This window comes from Amycolatopsis sp. 195334CR (genome assembly GCF_017309385.1).
GTDB lineage: Bacteria > Actinomycetota > Actinomycetes > Mycobacteriales > Pseudonocardiaceae > Amycolatopsis.
This window is the reverse complement of record NZ_JAFJMJ010000002.1, coordinates 546,186-569,429: the sequence shown is the minus strand read 5'-3', so window position 1 is coordinate 569,429 and position 23,244 is coordinate 546,186. Positions and strand designations below refer to the sequence as shown.

The 23,244-nt window shown below is 71.1% G+C and carries 27 protein-coding genes; 17 read left to right on the top strand and 10 right to left on the bottom strand.

The window, feature by feature from the left end; genetic code table 11:
* Positions 1–29: 29 nt before the first annotated feature.
* Complete coding sequence (locus JYK18_RS25495; protein ID WP_206805826.1) at positions 30–749, top strand: GntR family transcriptional regulator; 720 nt, start codon at positions 30–32, stop codon at positions 747–749.
* A complete protein-coding gene (locus JYK18_RS25490; protein ID WP_307796221.1) occupies positions 740–2,092 on the top strand; it encodes an MFS transporter in 1,353 nt (450 codons plus the stop codon). The genes JYK18_RS25495 and JYK18_RS25490 overlap by 10 nt, the downstream gene beginning before the upstream one ends.
* A 195-nt stretch (positions 2,093–2,287) precedes the next feature.
* Here JYK18_RS25490 and JYK18_RS25485 read toward each other — a convergent pair whose 3' ends face one another.
* Entirely contained in the window at positions 2,288–2,740 is a 453-nt protein-coding gene (locus JYK18_RS25485) for a hypothetical protein (protein WP_206805823.1), read from the bottom strand.
* Between the two features lie 67 nt (positions 2,741–2,807).
* A complete protein-coding gene (locus JYK18_RS25480) occupies positions 2,808–3,377 on the bottom strand; it encodes a helix-turn-helix domain-containing protein (RefSeq protein ID WP_206805821.1) in 570 nt (189 codons plus the stop codon).
* 65 nt (positions 3,378–3,442) lie between these two features.
* On the opposite strand from JYK18_RS25480, the gene JYK18_RS25475 reads away from it, so the two are divergent.
* Both JYK18_RS25475 and JYK18_RS25470 read left to right on the top strand, forming a co-directional pair.
* Positions 3,443–3,904 carry a DinB family protein gene (locus tag JYK18_RS25475; RefSeq protein WP_206805811.1) on the top strand — a complete coding sequence of 154 codons (462 nt, stop codon included), beginning with the start codon at positions 3,443–3,445 and terminating at the stop codon, positions 3,902–3,904.
* A gap of 23 nt (positions 3,905–3,927) precedes the next feature.
* A complete protein-coding gene (locus tag JYK18_RS25470; protein ID WP_206805809.1) occupies positions 3,928–4,917 on the top strand; it encodes an alpha/beta fold hydrolase in 990 nt (329 codons plus the stop codon).
* Here the strand turns inward: JYK18_RS25470 and JYK18_RS25465 are convergent.
* Complete coding sequence (locus JYK18_RS25465; RefSeq protein ID WP_206805807.1) at positions 4,886–5,818, bottom strand: MarR family transcriptional regulator; 933 nt, start codon at positions 5,816–5,818, stop codon at positions 4,886–4,888. The genes JYK18_RS25470 and JYK18_RS25465 overlap by 32 nt on opposite strands.
* 179 nt (positions 5,819–5,997) lie before the next feature.
* Between JYK18_RS25465 and JYK18_RS25460 the strand changes: the two genes are divergently transcribed.
* Genes JYK18_RS25460 through JYK18_RS25440 form a run of 5 tightly spaced genes read left to right on the top strand, consistent with a single transcriptional unit; the run spans position 5,998 to position 8,500 of the window.
* Positions 5,998–6,255 carry a hypothetical protein gene (locus JYK18_RS25460; protein WP_206805805.1) on the top strand — a complete coding sequence of 86 codons (258 nt, stop codon included), beginning with the start codon at positions 5,998–6,000 and terminating at the stop codon, positions 6,253–6,255.
* Complete coding sequence (locus JYK18_RS25455; protein WP_206805803.1) at positions 6,252–7,628, top strand: serine hydrolase; 1,377 nt, start codon at positions 6,252–6,254, stop codon at positions 7,626–7,628. Before JYK18_RS25460 ends, JYK18_RS25455 begins: the two co-directional genes overlap by 4 nt.
* A 53-nt stretch (positions 7,629–7,681) precedes the next feature.
* A complete protein-coding gene (locus JYK18_RS25450) occupies positions 7,682–8,002 on the top strand; it encodes an STAS domain-containing protein (RefSeq protein WP_307796052.1) in 321 nt (106 codons plus the stop codon).
* Between the two features lie 22 nt (positions 8,003–8,024).
* A complete protein-coding gene (locus tag JYK18_RS47600; RefSeq protein WP_206805801.1) occupies positions 8,025–8,273 on the top strand; it encodes a DivIVA domain-containing protein in 249 nt (82 codons plus the stop codon).
* Positions 8,270–8,500, top strand: coding sequence for a hypothetical protein (locus JYK18_RS25440; protein ID WP_206805798.1), 231 nt, complete (start codon positions 8,270–8,272; stop codon positions 8,498–8,500). Before JYK18_RS47600 ends, JYK18_RS25440 begins: the two co-directional genes overlap by 4 nt.
* Before the next feature lies 1 nt (position 8,501).
* On the opposite strand, the gene JYK18_RS25435 is transcribed toward JYK18_RS25440, so the two are convergent.
* A complete protein-coding gene (locus tag JYK18_RS25435) occupies positions 8,502–9,071 on the bottom strand; it encodes a TetR/AcrR family transcriptional regulator (protein WP_206805796.1) in 570 nt (189 codons plus the stop codon).
* An 87-nt stretch (positions 9,072–9,158) separates the two neighbouring features.
* Here JYK18_RS25435 and JYK18_RS25430 point away from each other — a divergent pair, with 87 nt between their 5' ends.
* Positions 9,159–9,887 (top strand): class I SAM-dependent methyltransferase, encoded by a 729-nt coding sequence (locus JYK18_RS25430; RefSeq protein ID WP_206805787.1) that lies wholly within the window; start codon positions 9,159–9,161, stop codon positions 9,885–9,887.
* Between the two features lie 336 nt (positions 9,888–10,223).
* On the opposite strand, the gene JYK18_RS25425 is transcribed toward JYK18_RS25430, so the two are convergent.
* From JYK18_RS25425 to JYK18_RS25415, 3 genes are all read right to left on the bottom strand, one after another.
* Positions 10,224–11,510 carry a tetratricopeptide repeat protein gene (locus tag JYK18_RS25425; RefSeq protein ID WP_206805785.1) on the bottom strand — a complete coding sequence of 429 codons (1,287 nt, stop codon included), beginning with the start codon at positions 11,508–11,510 and terminating at the stop codon, positions 10,224–10,226.
* Positions 11,511–11,586: 76 nt separating this feature from the next.
* Entirely contained in the window at positions 11,587–11,829 is a 243-nt protein-coding gene (locus JYK18_RS25420) for a carboxylesterase family protein (protein ID WP_307796220.1), read from the bottom strand.
* A gap of 207 nt (positions 11,830–12,036) precedes the next feature.
* Positions 12,037–13,266, bottom strand: coding sequence for a hypothetical protein (locus JYK18_RS25415; RefSeq protein ID WP_206805774.1), 1,230 nt, complete (start codon positions 13,264–13,266; stop codon positions 12,037–12,039).
* Between the two features lie 134 nt (positions 13,267–13,400).
* On the opposite strand from JYK18_RS25415, the gene JYK18_RS25410 reads away from it, so the two are divergent.
* The 7 genes from JYK18_RS25410 to JYK18_RS25380 all read left to right on the top strand — a co-directional run bounded on the left by JYK18_RS25410 (position 13,401) and on the right by JYK18_RS25380 (position 20,778).
* Entirely contained in the window at positions 13,401–14,273 is an 873-nt protein-coding gene (locus JYK18_RS25410; protein WP_206805772.1) for a DUF6597 domain-containing transcriptional factor, read from the top strand.
* 10 nt (positions 14,274–14,283) lie between these two features.
* Positions 14,284–15,456, top strand: coding sequence for an FAD-binding protein (locus JYK18_RS25405; protein WP_307796051.1), 1,173 nt, complete (start codon positions 14,284–14,286; stop codon positions 15,454–15,456).
* The gene (locus tag JYK18_RS25400) at positions 15,453–16,058 is read left to right on the top strand and encodes a dihydrofolate reductase family protein (RefSeq protein ID WP_206805761.1); all 606 of its coding nucleotides are present in this window, start codon (positions 15,453–15,455) and stop codon (positions 16,056–16,058) included. Before JYK18_RS25405 ends, JYK18_RS25400 begins: the two co-directional genes overlap by 4 nt.
* Positions 16,055–16,975: an NAD(P)-dependent oxidoreductase gene (locus tag JYK18_RS25395; RefSeq protein WP_206805759.1), complete on the top strand. Its 921-nt coding sequence runs from the start codon at positions 16,055–16,057 to the stop codon at positions 16,973–16,975. Before JYK18_RS25400 ends, JYK18_RS25395 begins: the two co-directional genes overlap by 4 nt.
* 93 nt (positions 16,976–17,068) lie before the next feature.
* Positions 17,069–18,544: an MFS transporter gene (locus tag JYK18_RS25390; RefSeq protein ID WP_206805758.1), complete on the top strand. Its 1,476-nt coding sequence runs from the start codon at positions 17,069–17,071 to the stop codon at positions 18,542–18,544.
* Between the two features lie 10 nt (positions 18,545–18,554).
* Entirely contained in the window at positions 18,555–19,520 is a 966-nt protein-coding gene (locus JYK18_RS25385; RefSeq protein WP_242582063.1) for a serine hydrolase, read from the top strand.
* A gap of 67 nt (positions 19,521–19,587) precedes the next feature.
* Entirely contained in the window at positions 19,588–20,778 is a 1,191-nt protein-coding gene (locus tag JYK18_RS25380; RefSeq protein ID WP_307796050.1) for an acyltransferase, read from the top strand.
* On the opposite strand, the gene JYK18_RS25375 is transcribed toward JYK18_RS25380, so the two are convergent.
* The 3 genes from JYK18_RS25375 to JYK18_RS25365 are packed head-to-tail and all read right to left on the bottom strand — an operon-like array spanning position 20,717 to position 23,231.
* Positions 20,717–21,199, bottom strand: coding sequence for a hypothetical protein (locus tag JYK18_RS25375; protein WP_206805747.1), 483 nt, complete (start codon positions 21,197–21,199; stop codon positions 20,717–20,719). The two genes, JYK18_RS25380 and JYK18_RS25375, sit on opposite strands and share 62 nt — an antisense overlap.
* Entirely contained in the window at positions 21,196–22,560 is a 1,365-nt protein-coding gene (locus tag JYK18_RS25370; RefSeq protein WP_206805746.1) for a HAMP domain-containing sensor histidine kinase, read from the bottom strand. Before JYK18_RS25370 ends, JYK18_RS25375 begins: the two co-directional genes overlap by 4 nt.
* On the bottom strand, positions 22,557–23,231 hold the full coding sequence (locus JYK18_RS25365) for a response regulator transcription factor (RefSeq protein ID WP_206805743.1): 675 nt from the start codon (positions 23,229–23,231) through the stop codon (positions 22,557–22,559). Before JYK18_RS25365 ends, JYK18_RS25370 begins: the two co-directional genes overlap by 4 nt.
* Positions 23,232–23,244 lie beyond the last annotated feature (13 nt).

The following is a 23,244-nucleotide window of genomic DNA, read 5'->3' as shown; positions in this document are numbered from 1 at the left end:
TACGTTATAAGCAGCGAGAGAGGGGTGCCATGACCGAACCGGCCGAGCCGTACGTGACGAAGAGCGATTACGCGTACCAGACCATGCGCGAGAAGATCCTTTCCGGGGAGTTCGCGCCGGGCGCGGTGCTCAACCAGGCGATGCTCGCGAAGACCATCGGCATCAGCACCACCCCGCTGCGCGAGGCACTGCGGCGGCTCAAGTCCGAGGGGTTCGTCGAACTCGGCGCGCACAAGGACGCGCACGTCACCGAGTTGTCCGGGGAGGAAGCACGCGACCTGCTCGAACTGCGGCGGTCACTGGACCCGCTCGCGGTCGCGCTCGCCGCCGAACGCCGGACCCGCGAGGACATCCGGAAGATCCGCGAGGCGATGCGGGCGGTCGAACCGCTGGGGTCGAACCCGGGCTACGAGGACCTGATCGCGCACCGCCGGTTCCACGTCGCGTTGTACACCGCGTCGCACAACGAGCTGCTGATCCAGACGCTGGACAGCCTGTGGGACAAGGCCGACCGCTACCGGCGTGTGGGGTTGCAGGTGGAGCGGGACCAGGCCGAACGGGACCAGAAGCACGCCGAACACCAGGGCCTGGTCGACGCCATCGTCGCCGGCGACGGCGAAACGGCCTCCGCGCTGATGCTGCAGCACATCGACACCAGCCTGGGCGCCAAGGCCGCCACCCGGCTCGGAATCCGCCCCACCGCCACCCCCCCACGAAATCTGACCCCGAGCCCCGCCCGCTGGAGCTGATCCGTCAGGAGTCCGATGCCACGCCCCGCCCGCAACGAACGCGGCAAAACCACCGGCTCGCGAGCAGCATCCGATGCCGTGAATGTGGCTTTCACAGCCGATTCCGCAGTGAAAGCCACATTCACCGCACCCGTCGACCGCATCGGCGGCTGAGGGCCACGGCACCCCGGATCCGCGGAACCGGCTGGCAGGCCGGTATCGCCGCGCTGCTCGTCTGCACCGTTCTCAGCCAGACCGCCCTCAACCTCGCGCGCCCGCTGCTGTCCTACCGCACCATCGCGCTCGGCGGCGGCGGGCTCGCGGTCGGCATGGTCACCGCCGCCTACGCCGTGTTGTCGCTGGTCGTCGCGCTGCCGCTCGGGCGGCTGGCGGACCGGACCGGCCGCACCGCCCCGGTGCTCGTGCTGGGCACCGCCCTGCTCGTGCTCGGGCCGGTCGCGCTCGCGCTGTCACCAGCCCTGCCCTGGGTCGCCGCCGCGGCGGCGTGCCTCGGTTTCGGACACATCGTGTTCATGGTCGGCGCGCAAGGTTATATCGCGTCGGCGGCGCCCGAGTCCGATTTGGACCGCTACTTCGGGTTGTTCACCGCGGCCGTGTCGGCGGGCCAGATGTTCGGCCCGCTGCTCGCCGGGATGGTGCTGGGGACCGGGAGCGGCGCCGCGCTCGGCCAGACCGCGGTGGCCGCACTGGTCGCCAGTGCGGTCGCCGCGGGCGCCATTCCGGCCGGTCTGCTCCTGCTGCGCCATCGCAAAACCCGCAGAACCACAGAACCCCGGGACGCGCCCGGCATACCGGCCATGTTGCGCAGCCGCGGCATGGTCCCCGGCCTGTTCATCAGCCTCGCCCTGCTCGGCGCGGTCGACCTCCTGACCGCGTACCTGCCGCTGATCGCCGAGGACCGCGACATCTCCCCCGCCGTCGTCGGCGTGCTGCTGGCGCTGCGGTCCGCAGCCTCGATCCTGTCCAGGCTCGGCCTCGGCCGGATGGCGCGGCGGTGGCCGCGGCACACGCTCATCCTCACCAGCGCGGCGGGCTCGGCGGTGGCGCTGGCCGTGGTCGCGCTCCCGGTGTCGAACCTGCCGATCATGGCCGCGGCGCTGGTCGCCGGGGGTTTCCTGCTCGGCATGGGGCAGCCGCTGACGATGACCGTCGTGGTGCAGGCGGTGCCCCGGCACGGGCGCAACGCCGCCCTCGCCCTCCGCCTCTGGGCGAACCGGCTCGGTCAGGTCACCGTGCCCGCCGCCGCGGGACTGGTCGCCGGACCGCTCGGTGCCGCGGGCGCGCTCTGGCTGGCCACCGCCGTCCTGCTCGCGGCCGCGGCGACCGCCGGGCGGAACCCCTAGACGAGTAATGCGTCTGGGTGGTGATCGGAGATGGACGAAGGGTGTTCAAGATCCGTTTGTGACGACAGACCTGAACACCCTTCTCACTGCACTCGATCACCGCCTCGTGGAAGCCGCTGTTCAGGTCGACCAGCTCGGCGCCGCTCACCGTCCGGATCGCGCCGTCGACGAGTTCCTGTTGCTGTGCCCTCACCTTCAGCCGTCGACCATGGTGACTTCGGCGTTGGTGCAGTTGAAGCCCAGGTAGCCGGGGTCGGGCGCGGTCGGGTCGACCAGGCACACCGGGAAGCCGAACCGGCTGCCGGCGACCAGTTCGTCCTCCTCTTCGGCGAACGGGTCCCAGTACAAGGGAGCGGCCGACGGGCCGCCTCTCTGGTAGGCGACGCCGTACCAGGACCAGCCGACCCAGACGTCGCCCCGGACGTGGAAGCCGTCGTCGCAGTGGTCGCGCACCAGCATGTAGTCGTCGTCGGGACCGCCGCCGGGCTCGCCTTCGCCGTAGTCGACGAACTCGAGCGAACCGCACCGGTCCGTGGTCCACACGGTCTTGCTGTCGTCGTACTCGGCCGACGCCTGGCTCGCCGTCCCGACCACCGCCGTCGCGGCGAGCGCCAGCGCCGAGAAGGTCCGCGTCGCAGTGACTCCCATGACTTCCTCCTCGTTGTGACATCTTTCCAACAACTGTCACGCTAGGAGGACGACCTCCGAAAAACCTCTACCGGCGGACGTGGGCCCGTTCGCCCTGCGGGCCGAACAGGACGAGCAGTTCGACCGCGCGCCCGTCGGCGGTGCCGAGGAAGTGCGGCAGCGCGGTGTCGAACTCGGCCGCCTCCCCGGCGGGCAGGACCAGGTCGCGATCGCCGACCACCAGCCGCAGGCGGCCGTCCAGCACGTAGAGCCACTCGTACCCGCCGTGCGTCTGCGGCGTCGGCTCCCCCGGTTCCGCCCTGGCCGGGATGAGCATCTTGAACGCCTGCAACCCGCCCGCCCGCCGGGTCAGCGGCACGAAGGTCATGCCGTGGCGGTGGATCGGCTTGAGGTGGATGCGCGGATCACCGGTGCGCGGCGCGCCGACGAGATCGTCGAGCGGCACCCCGTACGACCGGGCCAGCGGCAGCAGCAGTTCCAGGTTGGGCCGGCGGCGGCCGCTCTCCAGCCTGGACAGCGTGCTCTCCGAGACACCGGTGGCCGCGGACAACTCGGCCAGTGTGAACCCCCGTTGCTTGCGCAGCGCGCGAAGCCGCGGTCCGACCGCCTCCAGTGCGTCCTCGATCTCCTCAGCCATGCCCCCATCTTGCCGACTCGGCAAGTTTTCGTGCAATCCGGCGCACACCCGGGCAACAGTGCCCTATGACCACTTTGGACCAGGGGCCGCCGAGAACCGGCCCCGGGGAAAAGGAAGTACTGGCGGGGTTCCTGGACTACCTGCGCGCTTCGGTGGCCGCCAAGGCCGAGGGTGTGCCCGAGCCGCAGGTCCGCACGCGGGGCGTGCCCTCGGGCACCAACCTGCTCGGCCTGGTCAAGCACCTCACCCACGTCGAACGGCACTGGCTGCTCGGCGTCCGCACCACCAACTGGGGCGCCACTTTCCGCCCCACGGCACAGGAAACCGCCGAGAACATCCTCGCCGAATACCGGGAAACCACCGCGCGGGCCAACGAAGTGATCGCCCGCGCGAAGTTGACCGAACCGGTCGGCGCTCCCGGTGCCTCGCTGCGCTGGACGCTGACCCACCTGGTCGAGGAAACCGCCCGGCACGCCGGGCACGCCGACATCCTCCGCGAACTCGTCGACGGCAGCCGCGGTCGATGAACCCCCACCGAAAGACAGTCCCGATGCACCGATTCCTCCGCCGCGCGGCCGCCGCGCTGGCCGCGACCGCGCTGCTCACCGCCTGTGGTGCGACCACCGAGGCAGTGGACCGACCAGCCGACCACGAGGCCGCGACCCGTGGTGACGCCGAGTTCTCCGCCCGCTTCCGCCACGAGTTCGCCGACGTCGACGGCGTGCGCATGCACTACGTCACCGGCGGCAGCGGGCCCGCGCTCGTCCTGCTCCACGGCTGGCCGCAGACCTGGTACAGCTGGCGCGAGATCATGCCCGCGCTGGCCGACCACTTCACCGTGTACGCGGTCGACCTGCCCGGACTCGGGGACAGCGCGGGCGCGCCGCCGAGCTACGACAAGGCCACCCTCGCCCGCTACACGCACACCCTGATCGCCGACCGCCTCGGCCGGCGGGACGCGCGGATCGCCGGGCACGACCTCGGCGCCGCGGTCGCCTTCCAGTACGCCGCGCAGTTCCCCGGTGACGTCGGCAAACTCGCCTACCTCGACCTGCCGCTGCCCGGGCCGGCGATCGACGCCACCACCTACCGCGGGCTGAGCTGGCACATCGCCTTCCACAGTCAGCCGCAGGTGCCGGAAACCGTGGTGGGCAACGACGTCCGCGACTACCTCGCGTTGTTCTACCCGCAGGTCGCGTTCGGCGGCACGGCCTTCGGCGGACCCGGCGCTCCCCCGCCGTTCGACGACGCCGAAGTCGACGAGTACGCCCGGACCTACTCGCGGCCCGAGGTGCTCCACGGTGGCTTCGAGCTGTACCGCACGCTGGGCCAGGACGTCGCAGCCAACACCGGCGCGCCCCCCATCACCACGCCGACGCTGCTGATGAGCGCCGAGGGCCTGCTCGAATCCACCAAGGCCACCGTGGCACCCCGGATCGCCACGATCGCGCGTGCGGTCGAAGTCCCGCGTGCCGGGCACTGGCTCGTCGAGGAGAACCCCGAGTTCGTCACCGCGGAACTGGTCGACTTCCTGCGTTGACGACCGCCCGCTGTTGCGCCGGGCTCAGCCGGTCCGGCCGCACGGTGAGCACGCAGGCGCCATCGCCGTTCTCCGTCAGCACGAGGGGATCGGCGATGGCCGGTTGCGCTCGGAGCACCTCGATCGCCGCGGTGGTGCGTTCCCGCGACCAGCCGAGCGCACCGCCCAGCGCGTCCGGCGTGAGCAGCCGCCCGCCGTGCACGAGCGCGGCGATCACCGTCAGCGCGTCGTACACCGCGGTGTCGGCAAGGGTACTTCCGTCCATCTGCTCGCTGAGCCTGCCGAAGAACCGGCCCATCTCGTCGAGCCGGTCCGCCGCGGTCGTTCCCGCGCCGAAGATGTCGATGCCCTGACGCGCGGCGGTGGCGATTTCGCGGTGTGCGCCGGTGCCGGTCTGCCAGGCGCGGAGCCAGACTTCGTCGTCGATGCCGTACCGCTCGCGGCGCTCGCCCGGATCCGCCTGGCGCACCACCAACCCCATCGCTTCGAGGTAACCGATGGACTTCGACACCGACGCCGGGCTGACCCGCAACCGGCGCACGAGCTCGGCCGAGGTCAGGTCGCCCTCCTCGACGAGCAGGCAGACAAAGACCCGGGCGGTCATCCGGGGCATGCCCGTGGCGGCCAGCAGGTGCGCGAACCGGTCCACAAAGTCCTGAACCTGCCCCGGTTCGTCCGGTTCGGCGGATTTCCCCGGTTTGCTCCGGCGGGCGCGGTGCCCGGCGACCTGCTGGGCGTGGTCGGGCCGGTAGTCGCCGGACGCGCCGTTGCGCGCGATCTCCCGGCTGATCGTGGACGTGGGACGGCCGAGCCGCCTGCCGATCTCGGCGTACCCGAGCCCGTCGGCCAGCCACCGCGCGATGCGGCGCCGTTCCTCGTGGGTCAGCCGGGGTCCGGGCACGGCCGCTCACCTCCCTTTGCGTTCAGCCACAGTACAGTGCAACGTCCGGGTGCCGGAATTGCGTTCACCCGCAATCCTGTTGCAACGATCTGTATGCTCACCTGGCGTTTTCATGACTAACTCGTTGATTCTCCAGCGAACGCAACGTAGCTTTCGCTCATTCGGAAAGGGGAATCACCATGCACGTACTGGTCGTCTCGACCGTCTCGGACCACGAGAAGTTCTGGAACGGCTTGAAGAAGGGCCACGCCCGGCTGCCGAAGGGCGCCCAGTGGAAGGTCGCGGTGGCGAGCACCGACGGGGACAAAGCGGTCAACGTCATCACCCACGACTCCGTCGCCGGCGTCCGGGAGTTCTTCGAAGCGCACGCCGGCGCGTACGCCACCACGGAGTACTTCGAGGCGGACGCCGCGAACGCGGTCGGTCTCCCGCGATGACCCTCGACGTACCGCGCCTGCGAGCCGTGGTCGAGGACCTGCTCGCCGAGTACGGCATCCCGAGCGCCGCGCTCGGCGTGCTCCACAATGGACAGATCACCGAATTCGCCACCGGGGTGCGGAGCGTGGAAACCGGCGAACCGGTGACCACCGGCACCGTGTACCAGTGCGGTTCGATGACCAAGACCTGGACCGCGCTGGTCTTCCTGCAGTTCGTCGACGAGGGCAAGGTCGACCTGGACGAGCCCGTGCGCACCTACCTCCCCGAGTTCGCCGTGGCCGATCCCGGGGTCAGCGCCCGTGTCACGCCCCGGCACCTGCTGCAGCACACCAGCGGGATCGAGGAGGACTTCGGCGATCCCGGTGAGGGCGACGACGTCTACCAGCGCATGGTGGAGAACATCGCCGGCGCGCCGCAGGTCTTCCCGCTGGGCCACACCCACGGCTACAGCGCGGCACTGGGTTACGCCGTGCTGGCGCGGATCGCGGAGGTGCTCGACGGCAAGCCGTGGGACGAGGTGATGCGGGCGCGCCTGTTCGAACCACTGGGCCTGACCAGCACGAACAGCAGGAACGACCGGGTCGATCCCGAACGGGCGGCGACCGGGCACCTGCTCCGGTCGCTCCAGGAAGGCCCGATCGTCACGCCGATGGACTTCCTCCCGCGTGCCTACGGTCCCGGCGGCACCATCACCTCGACCACCGGCGAAGTGCTGGCGATGGCGCACGTCCTGCTGAACGAGGGGACGGCCGCGAACGGCCGCCGGATCCTTTCGCCCGAAGGCATCCGGGAGATGACGCGGTCCCGCGTTCCGGTGCCCGATCCGTACCTGTTCGGCCCGGAATGGGCGCTCGGCCTGATCGTGTGCGACTGGCACGGCGAGACCGTGTACGCCAGCGACGGCAGCACGATCGGCCAGAACGCCCGGCTGCGGCTGCTGCCGGACTCCGGCACCGCACTGGTGCTGCTGACCAACGGCGGTCCGCGGGAAAGCTTCCACCGCAAGGTGTTCACCGAGGTACTGACCGAACTCGGGCTGGTCACCGTGCCCGAACTGCCCGCCCCCGACCCGTCGCTGGAGCTCGATCCGGCGCGGTACGAAGGCGTTTACGAGCGGCCCGGCACGCGGTACGAGGTGCGCGCGGAGCACGGGAAGCTGCGCCTGACCCTGTTCCTCGACCCGATGCAGGCCGACTTCCTCGGCAAGCCCGATCGCCTGACCTACGACCTGCTGCCGGTGAGCGAGACCCACTTCCTGCTGCCGCCCGCGGCCGCGCTGGAGGACGTGCAGCCGGTCGCGCTGTACGGGTTCACCGGTGGTCGCGCCGGTTACTTGCACACCAACTGCAGAACGAACCCACGACGGGACTGACCGCCTCGGCTACGCTCGGTGTTGTCGATGTCAACCGAGGTACAGGAGCGATCGTGGGTCTCGCGGTGCGATGGAAGCGCACGCCGGCAAAGCTCGTCGTCACCGTGGAAGGTGAGGTCGACACCAGTACGGTCCGGAGACTGAAGGACTCCGTGGCCACCGCGAGAGACAACGGGGAGGACCTGGACCTGGTCGTCGACCTGCGGCGGGTCACCTTCCTCAACTCGGCGGGGCTGGCCGCGCTGGTCGAGGTCGCCAGCCAGTGCCACCGCGCCGGCCAGGAGCTCCGGCTGGTCTGCACCACGCACGCGGTGCTCAACCCGATCCGGCTCACCGGCCTGGACCAGGTGTTCACCATCGTCGACACACCCTGACCCGGCGTGGCAGGTTGGGACCATGACCCCCGATGATGTCCGCCACACCAGCTTCGCGAAGGCGCCGTTCTGGAGACGTGGTTACGACGAGCACGCGGTCGACGCCTTCGTCGCCCGCATCGAGCAGACCCTGCGCGGCACCGACCGCCTCACCGCGGCGGAAGTGCGTGACGTCGCCTTCGGCAAGGCGCGGTCGGGGCAGCGCGGCTACCAGGAAGACGAGGTGGACGCGTTCCTCGACCTCGTCCAGCGGCAACTGGAAGCCCGATGACCGACGAGGAACTGCTCGTCGAGTTCACCCTGGCCCGCCTGGACCACCCGGAGCTGGACCTCGACGAGGTCGCCGCACTGGTGGTCCGGCGGGCGGGGCCGGACCGCATGGTGGAGTTCGCCGCGGAGAACCTCAGCACCCGCGACGAACTGCGGGGCGCGGTGTTCCCGGCCGCGGTGGAGCACGTGCTGCGCGTGGTCCTCACCCTGCGCGGCCCCGCCGACTGAACTAGCGGAGCAGCGGCAGCACGATGTCGTCGACCACGTGCTCGACGAAGGCGCTGTCCACCGGCTCGCCGAGCATCAGCGTGCGGAAGAAAACGAGTGCCGGGCCCAGGTACCAGAGGGTGTCGAGGTAGGCGTCCCCGGTGAACTCGCCCCGGGCCTTGGCCCGTTCGAAGACCTGCATCATCAGTTCCCGGCGGGCGGCGATGAACCCGCCGCGCATCGCCTCCGCCAGTTCCGGGCTGCGACGCAGCTCCCCGATCAGCCCGGTCATCACGTCCCCGAGCCGGTCGAGCTCGGTCATCAGCCCGCCGAGCACGGCCACCAGGTCCTCCCGCAGCGAACCGGTGTCCGGCGGCTCCTGCGAGATCTCGATGGCCCGGGTGAACGCGGCCACCACCAGCGCCGCCTTGTTCGGCCAGCGCCGGTAGACCGTCGCCTTGCTGGCCCGCGCGCGGGCGACCACGGCGTCGATGGTCAGCCGGTCGTACCCGGTCTCCCGCAGCACGTCGATGGTCGCGGCCAGCAGCTCGTCCTGCCGAGCCTGCCCACCCCGCAGCGGAGCCGTGGTCATGGCGGGATCCTACGTGACAGCAGCGGTACGGTACCGTACCGTACTCTTTTGAACGGTGGTGAACTCACGAAAGGCAAGGTGCTCGCCATGTCGGCCTTCCCCCTGCGCGACGTCGATTTCGACGCGGCTTACCAAGGAAAACCGCTGATCAAGGGCAGCGAGGTCAGCTTCGACCTGGCGCCGTGGGACATCGGGGCCCCGCAACCCGCGGTGGTCGAACTGGAGCGCGACGGCCGGTTCCGCAGTGAAGTGCTGGACATCGGCTGCGGGCTCGGCGAGAACGCCGCGTTCCTGGCGAGCCGCGGTCACCGGGTCACCGGGGTCGACGGCTCGGCGACCGCGCTGGAGGAAGCCGCCCGGCGGGCCGCGAAGCACGGTGCCGAGGTCACCTTCGTGCGGTCCGACGCGACCGCGCTCACCGAACTCGGTGACCAGCGGTACGACACCGTGCTCGACAGCGCGCTGTACCACTGCCTCGACGACGAACAACGGCAGCGCTACGCGGCGGCGCTGCACCGGGTGACCGCGCCGGGCGCGCGGCTGCACCTGCTGTGCTTCGCCGACATCGACGAAGGCCTGCGGTTCCCGATGAGCGTCAGCAAGGAGAACCTGCGGACGAACCTCGGAACGCACTGGGAGATCGAGGAAATCCGCCGCACCTCCTACACCACCTCACTGACCGAGGAGACGTTCGGCCGCGTCGGTGCCGAGGAACTGGCGAACGTCGGCTTCTCCGTCGACCCGGCCCGCGTCCGCCGCGACGAGCAGGGCCGGATCCTCGGCCCCGTCTGGCACCTCCACGCGACGCGGCGCTGACCTCCGCTCGGCACCCGGACGCGGCTCCCGCGAGATGTCACGAATGTGGCTTTCGAGACGCCGGAGGCCTCGAAAGCCACCTTCGTGACGTTGAGCGCACGCCACGATCGCCAGTGCCTCACCGACCGTCAGACCAGCGGGTATGGGCACGCTGTCGATCTCGGCCCGCCAGGCCGCGAGCATCCAGTCGACCACGATGTCCTGTTCCACGGCGCCTCACCATCTGTCCCCAGTGCACAGGTAGTCGCCGCTGTTTGCGTTGGCGTTACCGGGATTTCCTCACCGCTTCCGCCGTACCACCGTCCAGGTAGGACAGTCATCCCCCAGGTGGGTGGGTCAGCCCGCCGCCGGGCCGCGAGCGATGTGCAGGCTCATCGCGGTGAAGTCGAGGGTGACGTGGTACGGCTTCCAGAAGCAGTGGGCGAACCAGCCCATCGTGTCGAACCCGGTACCGAACGGCAACGGCACGTTGATCGGCCGGTTCGGGTTCGTGTAGCAGTAGGCCTCCTTCGCCACGGCGTCGCCGAGGCGGATCTCCTTCGGGTAGCAGGGGTAGACCACGGCCGGGTGGCTGCTGCCGAACGTGCCGATCTCGCGGTCGTGGTCGGTGCGGATCCCCAGCTGCTTGGCCGTTTCGCCGAACATGCCCGCGGTCACCTCGCCGGTGCCGCCGATGTTGACCCCCACCACGCGCGGGCCGGAGCCGGCAAAACTCCCCCGGCTGTGCAAGTACTGCTCGCGGGCCAGCCACAACGGCAGACCACCGGCGGCCGGTTCGGGTGCCGGGCGGCGCAGGATCAGCGACCGGCCGGCGTAGTCGAAGGTGGGCCGCAGGTGGTAGAGGACCCAGGTGCCGATCAGGCCGTCGCTGTCGGAGTCGGTGTCTTCGCCCGATTCCGTCGTCGACCAGCCCACGGGGAGGTTGCGGAGTTCGAGGCCGCCCAGCTTGAGGGAGTCCAGGATCCCGTAGTGCGCCCAGATGACGCCGTTCTCGTACTCGACCTTCTGGCTGGTGACGGGGGTGAGCCCGGCTTCCTTGGCCACCGAGGCGGACACGCCGAGGTTCGGCGCGCCGGTGTAGAACGAGAAGCGCTTCGGCGGTCCGCCGTTGACCGAGGCCTCCACCAGCGGCATCGGGTCCATCTGCTGGAACGGCAGTCGGGCGCTGTCGCCGTGGAGCTGGTACGGCTCGCCGGTGACCGCCCCGAACCACTTGGCGTAGCTCTCCTCGCCGGTCGCCTGCCAGCGCGGCACGGACAGCGCGAACTTGTCCTGCCGGAGGTAGCAGTCGGCCAGGAGGTAGTTGGTGTCCTTGTCCCCGGGTGACAGGTCGAGCGCCATGGTGAGGTACTTCTCGGCGTCGGGGAACTTGTTGCTCAGCAACGCAACGTAGCCGCGCTGGCGGGCGGCGTTCAGGTTCTTCGGGTCCGTCTTCAGGATGTTCTCGTAGGCGCGGGCGGCCTGGTCGAAGTGGCCCGCCTTGAACAACGCGTCCGCGTCACCGGCCGGTTCGGCCTGCGCCGCGGCCACCCCGCCCAGCAGCGGCACGGCCGCGGCGGCACCGGCCAGCGCGGCGGCTCCCCGCAGCAGCGAGCGCCGGTCCCATTTTCCGTACTGAGCCATGACTTCGTGTCCCCTCTTCGTGATCAGCTTCGGGGTCATCGTCGAGCGTCTGTGTGCGCGTCCTGTCCGCGCTGTGTCATGGTTCTGTGACGGTCACCGGTCCGCGTGGTCGCGCCAGATCTGCCGGGAGACTTCTTCGGGGTAGGTGGTGACGGTGGGCCGGGTGTCGAAGATCTGCACCAGGCGTCGCCGCGGGTCGTACGCGGGCCAGCCGGGGTCGCCGCAGGTGGCGAACGCCGTCCCAGTCCTCCGGGGGCCGTGGTGCGGCGAACCACAACTCCCCCACCGGTGGCCGGGCGAACGGAATCCCCCGGAACACCGCGACACCCGAGTCCCAGGTGCCGCGCAACTTCCCGTTCACCACACGAACTTCAGGGCACTTCCTCACAACGGCGGATCCTCCCCCGAAGCACCCATCCGTGTCAGGCAAAACCCCCTTCACACAACGGCGTTCCTTCGAAAGGCGAGAGCGGCCACACGGCGAGGCGCACGCGCGGCCCGACCCGGTCGCGGTGGGACGAGACAATCAACCCAGCGACGGATTCGGTTTGTACGAAAGCATCAGCCGGAACGGGTGGAGGTCCCAGGTCTGCACGGCCCACATCGTGAGCCTGCCGTCCGTGCGGGCCTGGTCCGCGTCGCGCGGGCGCGCGAAGCCGGCTTTCTCCGGGGTGGGCAGCGGCGGCAGCGTGTCCCAGAACTGCGCCCCCACCGGCACCGGTGCGGTTTCGACCACGCACGAAAGGTCGCCACCGTGGTTCTGCAGGGTCATCAGCACGAAGTTGTCCGCACCATCGGCGACCGCGGCGGTGCGCACCAGCAACATCTCCGCGCGATCCCCCGCCGCCACTGACAGCTCCCCGATCCAGTCGAACGCCGCGACGATCTCCTCCGAGGTGATGCTCGTGTACGCCGTCTCGTCGCTGACCGCCGAGATCCGCACGGGCGCCCCGTCCGCCGACAAGGCCAGCACGCCGTCCGCCGGGTACAGCCACCCGGCTTCGCACCCCTCGGCCGAGTTCAGCGGACGCCGGGTGATCCCGCCACGACCCAGCTGAGCCCGCACCGCGCCCGGATCTTCCATGCGCCAGAACGTCATCCGCTCCTCTACCGTCCACAGTGGAAGGAACGGCCCGATCGGCAGGCCGATCGACACCGACACCGGCGCCCCGAACGGCGGCAGCGCGGCGAACTCCGGGTCCAGCCGGGCGGTGGCCAGCATGTACCGCAGCCAGCGCCGGGCGCGGCTGAGCGGGTGGTCCGGGAAGCGCTCGTCGAGCCGCGGGTCGTCGGCGCGGTGCCACGGCAACCGGGGCTGGGACTGCGGCGCGTACGGGTGCGGGGCGTAGAACGCGTCGGGACTGCCGGTCTCGCCGATCGTGTCCGAGAGCACCGCCGCTTCCCGCGCCCCGGTCATCGAACCCTCGGCGGCGATGAGCCTCAGCACCACGCTCGCGGTCGCCTTGGGCACCGTGATCGTCGCGACGAACGCCTGGCCCGGCCGGTCCGGGAAGGGCAGCTTCACCACCTGCAGCAGCGCGGGCACGCCGTCCACGGTGACCACGAACGCCTCGACCAGCCCGCCCACCTCGGCGGTCTCCACGGCCAGCCCGTGCCGCAGGCGGGGGACGTCGTCCAGGCTCGCGGGCAGGTTGGGCACCAGGTCGAAGGTGTGCACGGACATGCGGTCGCCGTGGGCGTCCACCCAGTCGGTGCCGTCCGGTCGGAAGCCCGTGGTGTCGGGCGTGATCGTCATGCTCCGAACCCTAGCCGGATGTTACGTTCACGGGAAGAGTGTCACAGCATCCATATCAGGACTTCGAGCGACGTGGGCACCCAGCACCCGGTGACGTCCTTGCGCCGAGGACGCGGAAGCGCTTCAGTGCTGGGGTGACCGAACCGGCGTCCTACGTGGAGCGTCCGCCGCTGCCCGGACTGGCCGGTGTGGTGCGCACCGTCTGGATCCAGCGCACCAGCGACGCGCCGTACGTGCAGCGGCACCTGCCCACCGGCGGGGTGGAGGTCCACTTCCCGCTCGGCGGCCGTCCGCAGCTGGTCGGCCCGCTGACCAGGCCGGAGATCGAGGTCATCCCGGCCCGCACCACGATCGTCGGCGTGCGGTTCCAGCCGGGCACCGCGCCGCCCCTGCCCGCCGTGCTCGACGAACTGGTGGACCAGCGACTCGGCCTCACCGACCTGTGGCGGCCCACGGACCGCCTGGTGGACGTGCTGGCCACCGCCGCCACCCCGGAACGCGCGCTGCTGGCCCTGCAAACCCACCTGCTCGGCGAATTCCGGCGCGCGAATCCGGTGGACCCGCTGGTGGGCGCGGCCGTCCGGACGCTGATGCCCTGGCACCCGGTCAACATCGACGCGCTCGCCGGGCACCTGGCGTTGTCGGCGAGCCAGTTGCGCCGCCGCTGCCTGCACGCGGTCGGCATGAGCCCCAAGGTCCTCCAGCGGACGTTGCGGTTCCAGGGCTTCCTCGCGCTGGCGCAGGCGGGCGCGACCGCGTCCGGACGCCGTGGCGCCGACGGCATGGCGGGGCTGGCGGTCGACGTGGGGTACGCCGACCAGGCCCACCTCAGCCGGGAATGCCTGCGGTTGAGCGGTCTCACCCCGCGCCGGCTGCTCAGTGGCGACCTCGACCGCTGCGCCTGCGGTCACGACCACGCCGCCTCCTACCGGCCGTTCCTGGCGAGTCGCCGCACGCCGCCCGAGGTTGCGCGTTTTGTTCAAGAGCGGGGAGCGCGAACTCCCTAACGTCGGATTCGTGCTCGTACTCCCCTGCCGCTCCACCCAGGACGTCGTCGACGCCATCGGCCACGCCTGGGGAACCGGGGCACACCTCGTGCCCCGCGGTGGCGGGCACTGCTTCGCCGGCCGGTCGGCCACGGACGGGATCGTGCTCGATCTGTCCGGTTTGAACCGGATCACCGTGGCGGACGACGGGACCGCCACGATCGGTGCCGGTGCCTCACTCGGCCGGGTGTACCCCGCGCTGCACGCGCGCGGGCGGACCATCCCGGCCGGGTGTGGCGCCACCGTCGGCATCGCGGGCCTCACCCTCGGCGGCGGGATCGGCCTGCTCGGCCGCCGGTACGGGCTGACCTGCGACCGGCTCGTCCGAGCACGGGTCGTGCTCGCGGACGGCCGGGTCGTGGACTGTGACGCCGACCGCGAACCGGACCTGTTCTGGGCGCTGCGGGGCGCGGGCGGCGGCCAGTTCGGGGTGGTCACGTCGCTGCGGTTCGCCACCGTGCCGGAGGCGGTGACCACGCGCATCGAGGCGCACTGGCCTGGTGGAGAAGCGGAACTGGTCGCCGCGTGGCAGGAATGGGCACCGAAGGCCCCCGACGAGATCACCGCCAACCTCCTGATCGACCCCACCGGCGCCACCCTTCTCGGCGCCGCCACGCTCGACCGGGAAACGACCCGCGACCTGCTGCGCGGGTTCACCGACCGGCCGGTCGACCTGGCCGAGGGCGTCCCGTTCCACCAGCTGAAGCGCACGCTGGCCGACTCGGATCCGGTCGGGCCCCTGCGCATCCGATCGGAGTTCTTCTCCCGCACCATGTCCTTCCCAACCATCGAGTCCCTTGTGGACGGACTAACCCCGGCGCCGACGCCGCGGCAGCTCTCGTTCACCGCGATGGGCGGGGCCTACAACCGGGTCGCCGGGCACACCACCGCGTTCGCACACCGGAACGAGCACTTCCTGCTCGAACACATCGCGGGCGAGGGCGACGGCTGGGTCGACGAGTCCTGGACCACCGCCCACACCGAAGGATCGGGCCGGGTCTACCCCAACTTCCCCGATCTCGCACTGGAAAACCCGGCAACGGCCTATCACGCGGACAACCTCCCCCGGCTGGCCGCGATCAAGAAAACCTACGACCCCCACCAGTTCTTCGACTTCCCGCAAGCCATCCAAGGAGCACAATGAGCAAGGTCGTCAGCGCCCATTCCGTCTCGGTCGACGGGTACATCAGCGGACGCCCCCGCGACGGCGAAAAGGAGTTCGGCCGCGGTCTCGGTGACGCGCCCATGCTCTTCGACTGGTACTTCAACGGGGACACGCCGAGCGAGGTCTTCGACGGGTTCAAGCTCAGCGAGCCCAGCGCCCGGTTCTTCGACGCCGCCGCGGCCCGCGTCGGCGCGAGCGTCGCCGGACGCACCACCTACGAGCACTCCAGCCACTTCAGCGGCGGCAGTCCACACCCGACCGCGAGACTCTTCGTGGTCAGCCACCGGCCCGTGCCCGAGATCGGCGAGCGGCAGACGCTGATCACCAGCGGCGTCGGGGACGCCGTCGCCGCGGCGCGCGAAGCCGCCGGGGACAAGGACGTCGCGCTGATGGGTGGCGGCCTGGTCACCGAGGCGCTCAAGGCCGGGCTCGTCGACGAGGTGATCCTGCACCAGATCCCGGTCCTGCTCGGTGGCGGGCACAGCTTCTTCCGCGAACTGCCCCAGCACGTGGAACTCCGCCTGCTGGAAGCCGTTCCGGCGCCGGGCGTGACCCACCTGCGCTACGAGGTGGTCCGATGATCCTGGTCACCGGTGGCCTCGGCATGATCGGCGCCCACACCGCCCGCGCCCTCACCGATCTGGGGCAGGAGGTGGTGGTGACCGCCCACCGGCGGACCGGGGTGCCCTCGTTCCTGGCGGGCCGGGTGACCGTGGAACCCCTCGACGTCACCGACCGGGACGCCTTCCTGAAGCTCGGCGAGCGTTACGAGATCAATGACATCGTCCACCTCGCGGGCAGCATTCCCGGCGACGATCCGGTGGCCTACTTCCGCACGGACACCACGGGCCTGCTCAACGCGCTGGACGCGGCCCGCGCCTGGGGCGTGCGCCGGTTCGCCGTCGCGGCCAGCCTCGGCGCGTACCTCGGCAGGCCGGAGATCCCCTGGCACGAGGACCTGGCGCTGCCCACCGCGGAGCTGCCGCACCTGATCATCGCGTTCAAGAAGGCCGTCGAACCGCTGACCACGCACAGCCTGCGGGACACCGGGGTGCAGCCGGTCGTGCTCCGGATCGGGACCATCTGGGGGCCGCTCGTCGATCCCGAGTCGCCGTTCTTCCACATCCCGTCCTACGTCAGCGCCGCGCTGCGGGGCGAGGAGCCACCACCCCTGCACGCCGACGACGGCGGCGACCGCTGCTACGCCCCCGACGCGGGCCGGGCGATCGCCCTGCTGGTGACCGCGGAAACGCTGCGGCACCACACCTACAACGTGTCGAGCGGGGTTCCGGCGACGAACCGCCAGTTCGCCGAGGCGCTCCGGCGGCATACGCCCGGCCTGCGCCTGGACCTGCTGCCGGGCCGCGAGCACGGGCCCGGCGAGGACCCGTACCTCGACATCACCCGCCTCACCGAGGACACCGGCTTCACCCCGGCCTTCGATGTGGACGCCGCGGTCGCGGACTACGTGGCCTGGCGCCGGGCCCAGCCACGCTGATCGAGAAAGTTTCAGGACGGGTGTCTGTTCGAGGCCCGACCGTTCGTCGTGTGGGTGAAAGCGGAAATCACCAGATCACGAGGACGGGCCCCGATGAACACGGAGACGACAACGCGAGCCGGGCGGCGGGAATGGGTTGGGCTGGCCGTGCTGGCGCTGCCGACCCTGCTGCTCTCGCTGGACATGAGCGTGCTGCACCTCGCGGTCCCGCACCTGGCCGCCGACCTGCACCCCAGCGGCAGCCAGCTGCTCTGGATCATCGACATCTACGGCTTCCTGATCGCCGGCTTCCTGGTCACCATGGGCACGCTCGGTGACCGGATCGGGCGGCGGAAGCTGCTGATGGCGGGCGGCGCCGCGTTCGGGCTGGCCTCGATCGCGGCGGCGTTCGCCACCAGCCCGGAGATGCTGATCGCGGCGCGGGCCGTGCTCGGGATCGCCGGGGCGACCCTGATGCCGTCGACGCTGGCGCTGATCAGCAACATGTTCCAGGACGCGCGCCAGCGCGGAACGGCGATCGCGGTGTGGATGAGCTGCTTCATGGGCGGCATGGTGATCGGCCCGGTGGTCGGCGGCGCGCTGCTGGAGGTCGCGCACTGGGGCGCGGTGTTCCTGCTGGCCGTACCGGTGATGGTGCTGTTGCTGGTCACCGCCCCGAAGCTGCTGCCGGAGTACCGCGACGAGCACGCCGGCCGGCTGGACCTGGTCAGCGTGGCGTTATGGCTCGGCGCGGTGCTGCCGATCGTGTTCGGGCTGAAGGAACTGGCGAAGGACGGGCCCGGCGCGGTCAACCTGGCGGCGCTGGTGGCCGGGGCGGTGGTCGGCGTGGTGTTCGTGCGGCGGCAGCGGGTGATCGAGCACCCGATGCTGGACCTGAGCCTGTTCCGCGACCAGAAGTTCGCCGCGGCGCTGGGCATCATGCTGGTCGGCGCGCTCACCATGGGCGGGGTTTTCCTGCTGGTCAACCAGTACCTGCAGCTGGTCGAAGGGCTGTCCTCGGGTGAAGCGGGGTTCGCGCTGGTGCCGCAGGCCGTCGCGGTGGTCGCCGGTTCGATGCTGGCGCCGAGGCTGGCCAAGCGGTTCCGGCCGGAGTTCGTGCTCGGCTTCGGCATGCTGGTCGCGGCGGGCGGCATGCTGCTGTTCACCCTGATCGACGCCGGGCAGGGGCTGCTGCTGCTGGTGCTGGGCATCTCGGTGGCGGCGTTCGGCATGGGCCCGCAGGGCGTGCTGTGCACCGAGATGGTGATCAACTCGGTGCCGCCGCGGAAGGCGGGCGCGGCCTCGGCCATGTCGGAGACCACCGGGGAATTCGGGATCGCCATGGGGATCGCGTTGTTCGGCAGCATCGGCACCGCGGTCTACCGGTCCGAAGTGGACCTTCCGGGCCAGGCGGGCGAGAGCCTCGCCGGTGCCGTGGCACTGGGTGAGAACTCGGTACTGGCGGCCGCGCGGGAGGCGTTCACCAGCGGCCTGCACACCGTCGCCACCATCGGCGCGCTCATCGTGGTGGCGTTCGCGGTGATCGGCATGACCGTGCTGCGCAAGAAGCCGGAGCTGGTCGCGGCCTAGAGTGGGGCGCATGGACGCGACGATCCACGGTGACGAACGGCTGGCCGCCCGCCTCGGCGAGTTGCTGGGCCCGCGCCACCCGGTCGCCGCGGCGGCCCTGGTCTCGGCACAGGGCGTCGCGGCGGCGGGGTGTGGGGCCGCGCTCGATGCGGACTTCGAGATCGGCTCGATCACCAAGGGCATCACCGGCTTGCTCTACGTCGACGCGCTCGACCGCGGCGAGATCGGCCGGGACACCACGCTCGGCGAGTTGCTGCCACTCGGCGACGCCCCCGTCGCGCGGGTGACACTGCGTTCGCTGAGCACCCACCGCTCCGGCCTCCCCCGGCTGCCGAAGTCCGCGCATCCCTTGCGCCGCACCATCGCGCTGTGGCGGCACGGCACCAATCCCTACGGCGAGGACCTCGGGCAACTCCTGCAGCAGGCCCGGGGCGTGGCGGTGGGCAAACCGCGCCCCCGCTACTCCAACTTCGGGTTCGAACTGCTCGGTCACGCCCTCGCCAAGGCCGCCTCGACGACCTATGCCGACCTCGTCCACCAGCGCCTCGCGAAGCCGCTGGATCTCGATTTCTCCGTGCCCGCAACGGCCGCCGACCTCCGGCCGGGCGCGCTCACCGGCCGCAGCCGCCGAGGGCATCCGCGCGAACCCTGGACCGGTGAGGCGATCGGACCGGCCGGCGGCATCCGGGCCTCCATCACCGCCATGGCCCGCTTCGCCGCCGCGGTGCTCGACGGCAGCGCGCCGGGTACCGCGGCGCTCGACCCGGTCGACCGCTTCGGCGCGGCCGGACGGATCGGGGCCGCCTGGCTGACGATCCGGGTGAAGGACCGGACGGTCACCTGGCACAACGGCGGCACCGGTGGATTCCGCACCTGGCTCGGCTTCGACCGCGACGCCGGCACCGCCGCGGTCATCCTCTCGGCCACCGCCCTCCCGGTCGATCGCCAGGGATTCGCGCTGCTGTCCGGTAGCTGAGCCGCTGCGACACGACTGCCACAAAGCACGGACCCGGCGGTGATCTTGGCCGCGCAGGGTCGGAGTGGTGGCAGATGAGAAAAGACTCGCGGGGCTGGACGGGCTCCGCGGTATCGCGGTCGCCGGAGTGCTGTTGTTCCACGCCGGGCACTTCGGCGGGGGTTTCCTCGGCGTGGACCTGTTCTTCGCGTTGTCCGGCTTCCTGATCACCGGGTTGTTGCTGCGAAACGGCACCTCACTGCGTGCGTTCTGGGGACGCCGAGTCCGGCGCCTGCTGCCCGCGCTGACGGTGATGCTCGCCGGCACCACGCTCGCGGTGTGGGCGCTGGGCGACAAGAACCTCTGGCACACGGCACTGGCCGACGGCCCGTGGGTCCAGGCGAACCTGGTGAACTGGCACCTCCTGGCCGAATCCGCCACCTACTGGAACCGGTTCGGCCCGGGACGGGTGTTCGGCCACCTGTGGAGCATCGCCGTCGAAGAGCAGTTCTACCTCCTGTGGCCGGTGGTCGTGCTGTTCGCCCGCTCGGCCAAGGCGGTCGCGCTGATCGCGGCGATCGCCTCGGTGCTTTCGCTCGTCCTGATGCTTTTCCTCTTCAGCGCCAGCGATTCCACCCGGGTCTACACCGGAACCGACACCAGGACGTTCTCCCTGCTGCTGGGCGCGATGATGGCCACCGCGCCGATGACCCGCCTACTGTCCAAAGTGGCCAATCGGTACGTCGTGGGGGTGCTGGCCGGTGCGCTCGCGGTGTTCTGGCTGGTCGCGGACGGCGAGAGCGCGCACTGGTTGTTCCGCGGCGGGTTGTTCGCGCACTCCCTGCTCGCGGCGGTGCTGGTCGCCCTTTGCGCGCAAACACCCGGCGCGCCCGTGACGCGCGCGCTCGACTGGGCGCCGTTGCGCTGGCTCGGCTCGGTGTCCTACAGCCTCTACCTCTGGCACTGGCCGGTTTTCCTGATCCTGTCCGAAGAACGGCTCGGCCTGACGGGCTGGGCACGCACGGCCGTCGTGTGCGCGGTGTCGCTCGCGCTCGCCGTGGCGTCGAAGGCGCTGGTCGAGGACCCGATCCGGTTCCGCGCGCGCTGGGCCCGCGGCCGCACCGGGGTGGCCGCCTTCGCCGCCGCCACGGTCGCGCTCGCCGCGTTGTGGGTCGCGGTGCCCCGGCCCCCGGTCGTCCAGGTCGACGTGACCGGCCTCAGCCTGCCGGGAGCACCGGGCACCGCCGCGGTGGTGCCGGTTCCGCGTGGGGAAGCGTGAACTGCACGCGCACCACGGTCGACGGCGAACCACCGCCCTGCAGGTGCACGCCCAGCGCGGTGCACACGACCTGGTCCACGCCGAGCGCGGTGACGTCGCGCTCGGTCAGCGGCAGGCGGACGGTGATCAGGTCCGCCGTGGTGTCCACCACCGTCCTGGTCTCCCCAGCGGCCGAGATTTCCGTGTGCAGCGGGGAATTCGGCCCTGGACCGGTGAGCAGGAGGGCCAGCGCCTCGGTGATCGTGCCGAGCTTGCCCGTCGGGCGGGGCTGGGGCGTCAGCCGCTGCTGTCCGTCCACAAAGAACAGCGAGATCTCGGCGGCCACGCCGGTGGGCGCGTCGGTCCCGCCGGTGATCCCCGACGGCGGCACCCCGCACCCCGCGACGAGCAGCGCGAACACCCCGAGCAAGATCCGCTTCATTCCGCCTCCTCGTGCGGCAGGCGGAGCACAAAGCGCGCGCCACCGCCCTCGGCGTTGCCCGCCACCAGATCGCCGCCGTGCAGCCGCGCGTTGGCCAGTGAGATCGCCAGCCCGAGCCCGCTGCCCGGCGACCGCGGCCGGGCGCTGTCCGCCTTGTAGAACCGGTCGAACACGTGCGCCAGCGCCTCCGGTGACAACCCCGGCCCGTGGTCGGTGACCTCGATCTCCAGCCGATTGCCCACCTCGCGGAGCGCCACCCGGACCGGCGGTGCGCCGTGCCGCAGTGCGTTCCCGACCAGGTTCGCCACGATCACGTCCAGCCGTCGTCGGTCGAGCGTGGCGGACAGGTGTTCCGGCAGGTCCAGCCGCACCTCGTCCAGCCAGCCGCGAGCACGCAGGCAGTCGCGGATCGCGTCGGGCACCTCCACCGGCTCGGCCCGCAACCGCGCCATCCCGGCGTCGAACCGGGACACCTCCATCAGGTCCTCCACCAGCGCGACCAGCCGCTCGGTCTCGGCGACCGCGAGTTCCGCGGACTCCCGCGCCATCGGTTGGCGGTCGTCCGCCGACTCCGCCAGCACCTCGACCACCGCGGTCAGCGTGGTCAACGGGGTGCGCAGTTCGTGCGACACGTCGGCGACGAACCGCCGCTGCTCGGCCAGCACCTCCTGCACCGAGTCGGCCATGTGGTTGACCGTCTCTCCCAGCTCCGCCAGTTCATCCGCGCCCCCGGTGGAGATCCGGGCGGACAGGTCGCCCCCGGCCAGCGCCGCGGCGGTGTCCCGGACGCGGCGCACCGGCCGCAGCACCCCGCGGGCGGCCACCAGCGCGAGCAGCACCGCGACCGGCAGCGCGGCGGCACTGGTGAGGGCGGCGGTGCCGACCAGCGCGTCCACCTGCCGCGCGACGTCGGACAGGTCGCGCACCACGTAGACCTCGATACCGGACGGCGTGCGCTCCAGATCGAGGCCGGTGCTCATGATCGGCGTGCCGATGAGCAGGCGCGGCCCGTCCTCGGTGTCCACGCGCTGGAAGACCAGCCGATCGCGGGCCGCGGTCCGCAGTTCGCCGGTGATCAGCGGCAGTTCGCCCGAACTGCGGCCCTGGTAGGTCACCTGCGCCTGGTCACCGAGCGAGTCGCGCACGCGGTCGAGCAGTTCCTGGTCCGGCGGGAGGTTCAGGTCGGGGGCCAGCGCCTCGATCCGGTGCACCAGGTCCTCGGTGTGCCGCCGTTCGGCCTCGGCGACCAGCGACGCGCCCGCCGACGCGGCACCGGCCCACGCCGCCGCGGCCGCCCCGGCCACGGCCACCACGACGAAGGCCAGCACCAGGCGGGCACGCAGGCCGCGCGGCCACCTCATACCGGCCCGAACCGGTAGCCGAAGCCGCGCACGGTCTGCACGTACACCGGTTCGGCGGGCACGTCCTCGATCTTCGCGCGCAACCGCTGCACGCAGTTGTCCACCAGCCGCGAGTCGCCGAGGTAGTCGTGCTCCCACACCTGTTCCAGCAACTGCTGCCGGGTGAACACCCGCCCCGGCGCGGCGGACAGCGCGAGCAGCGTCCGCAGTTCGATCGGGGTCAGCGCCACCGGCTGCCCGCTCTTGCGCACCACCGCGCCCGCCGCGTCGATCTCCAGCTCACCGTGCGTCCGCGTGTCGTCCTCGCGGGGCGCGCCCCGGCGCAGCACCGCCTTGATCCGGGCGTCCAGCACGGCGGGCCGCACGGGCTTGGTCACGTAGTCGTCGGCACCGGCGGCCAGCCCGGCGACCACGTCGAAGTCGTCCCCGCGCGCGGTGAGCATGATGATCGGGACCGGCCCCCGCGCGCGGAGGCGGCGGCACACCTCGAACCCGTCCAGATCGGGCAGCATCACGTCCAGTACGACCAGGTCGGGCGCGGTTTCGTGGCACGCGCGCAGGCCGTCCTCGCCGGTGCCCGCCGTGCGCACGGTGTTGCCGTACCTGGTCAGCGCCAGTTGCAGACCGCGGCTGACCAGCGGGTCGTCTTCGATGAGCAGGATCACGGGCACCCGGCCAGTATGG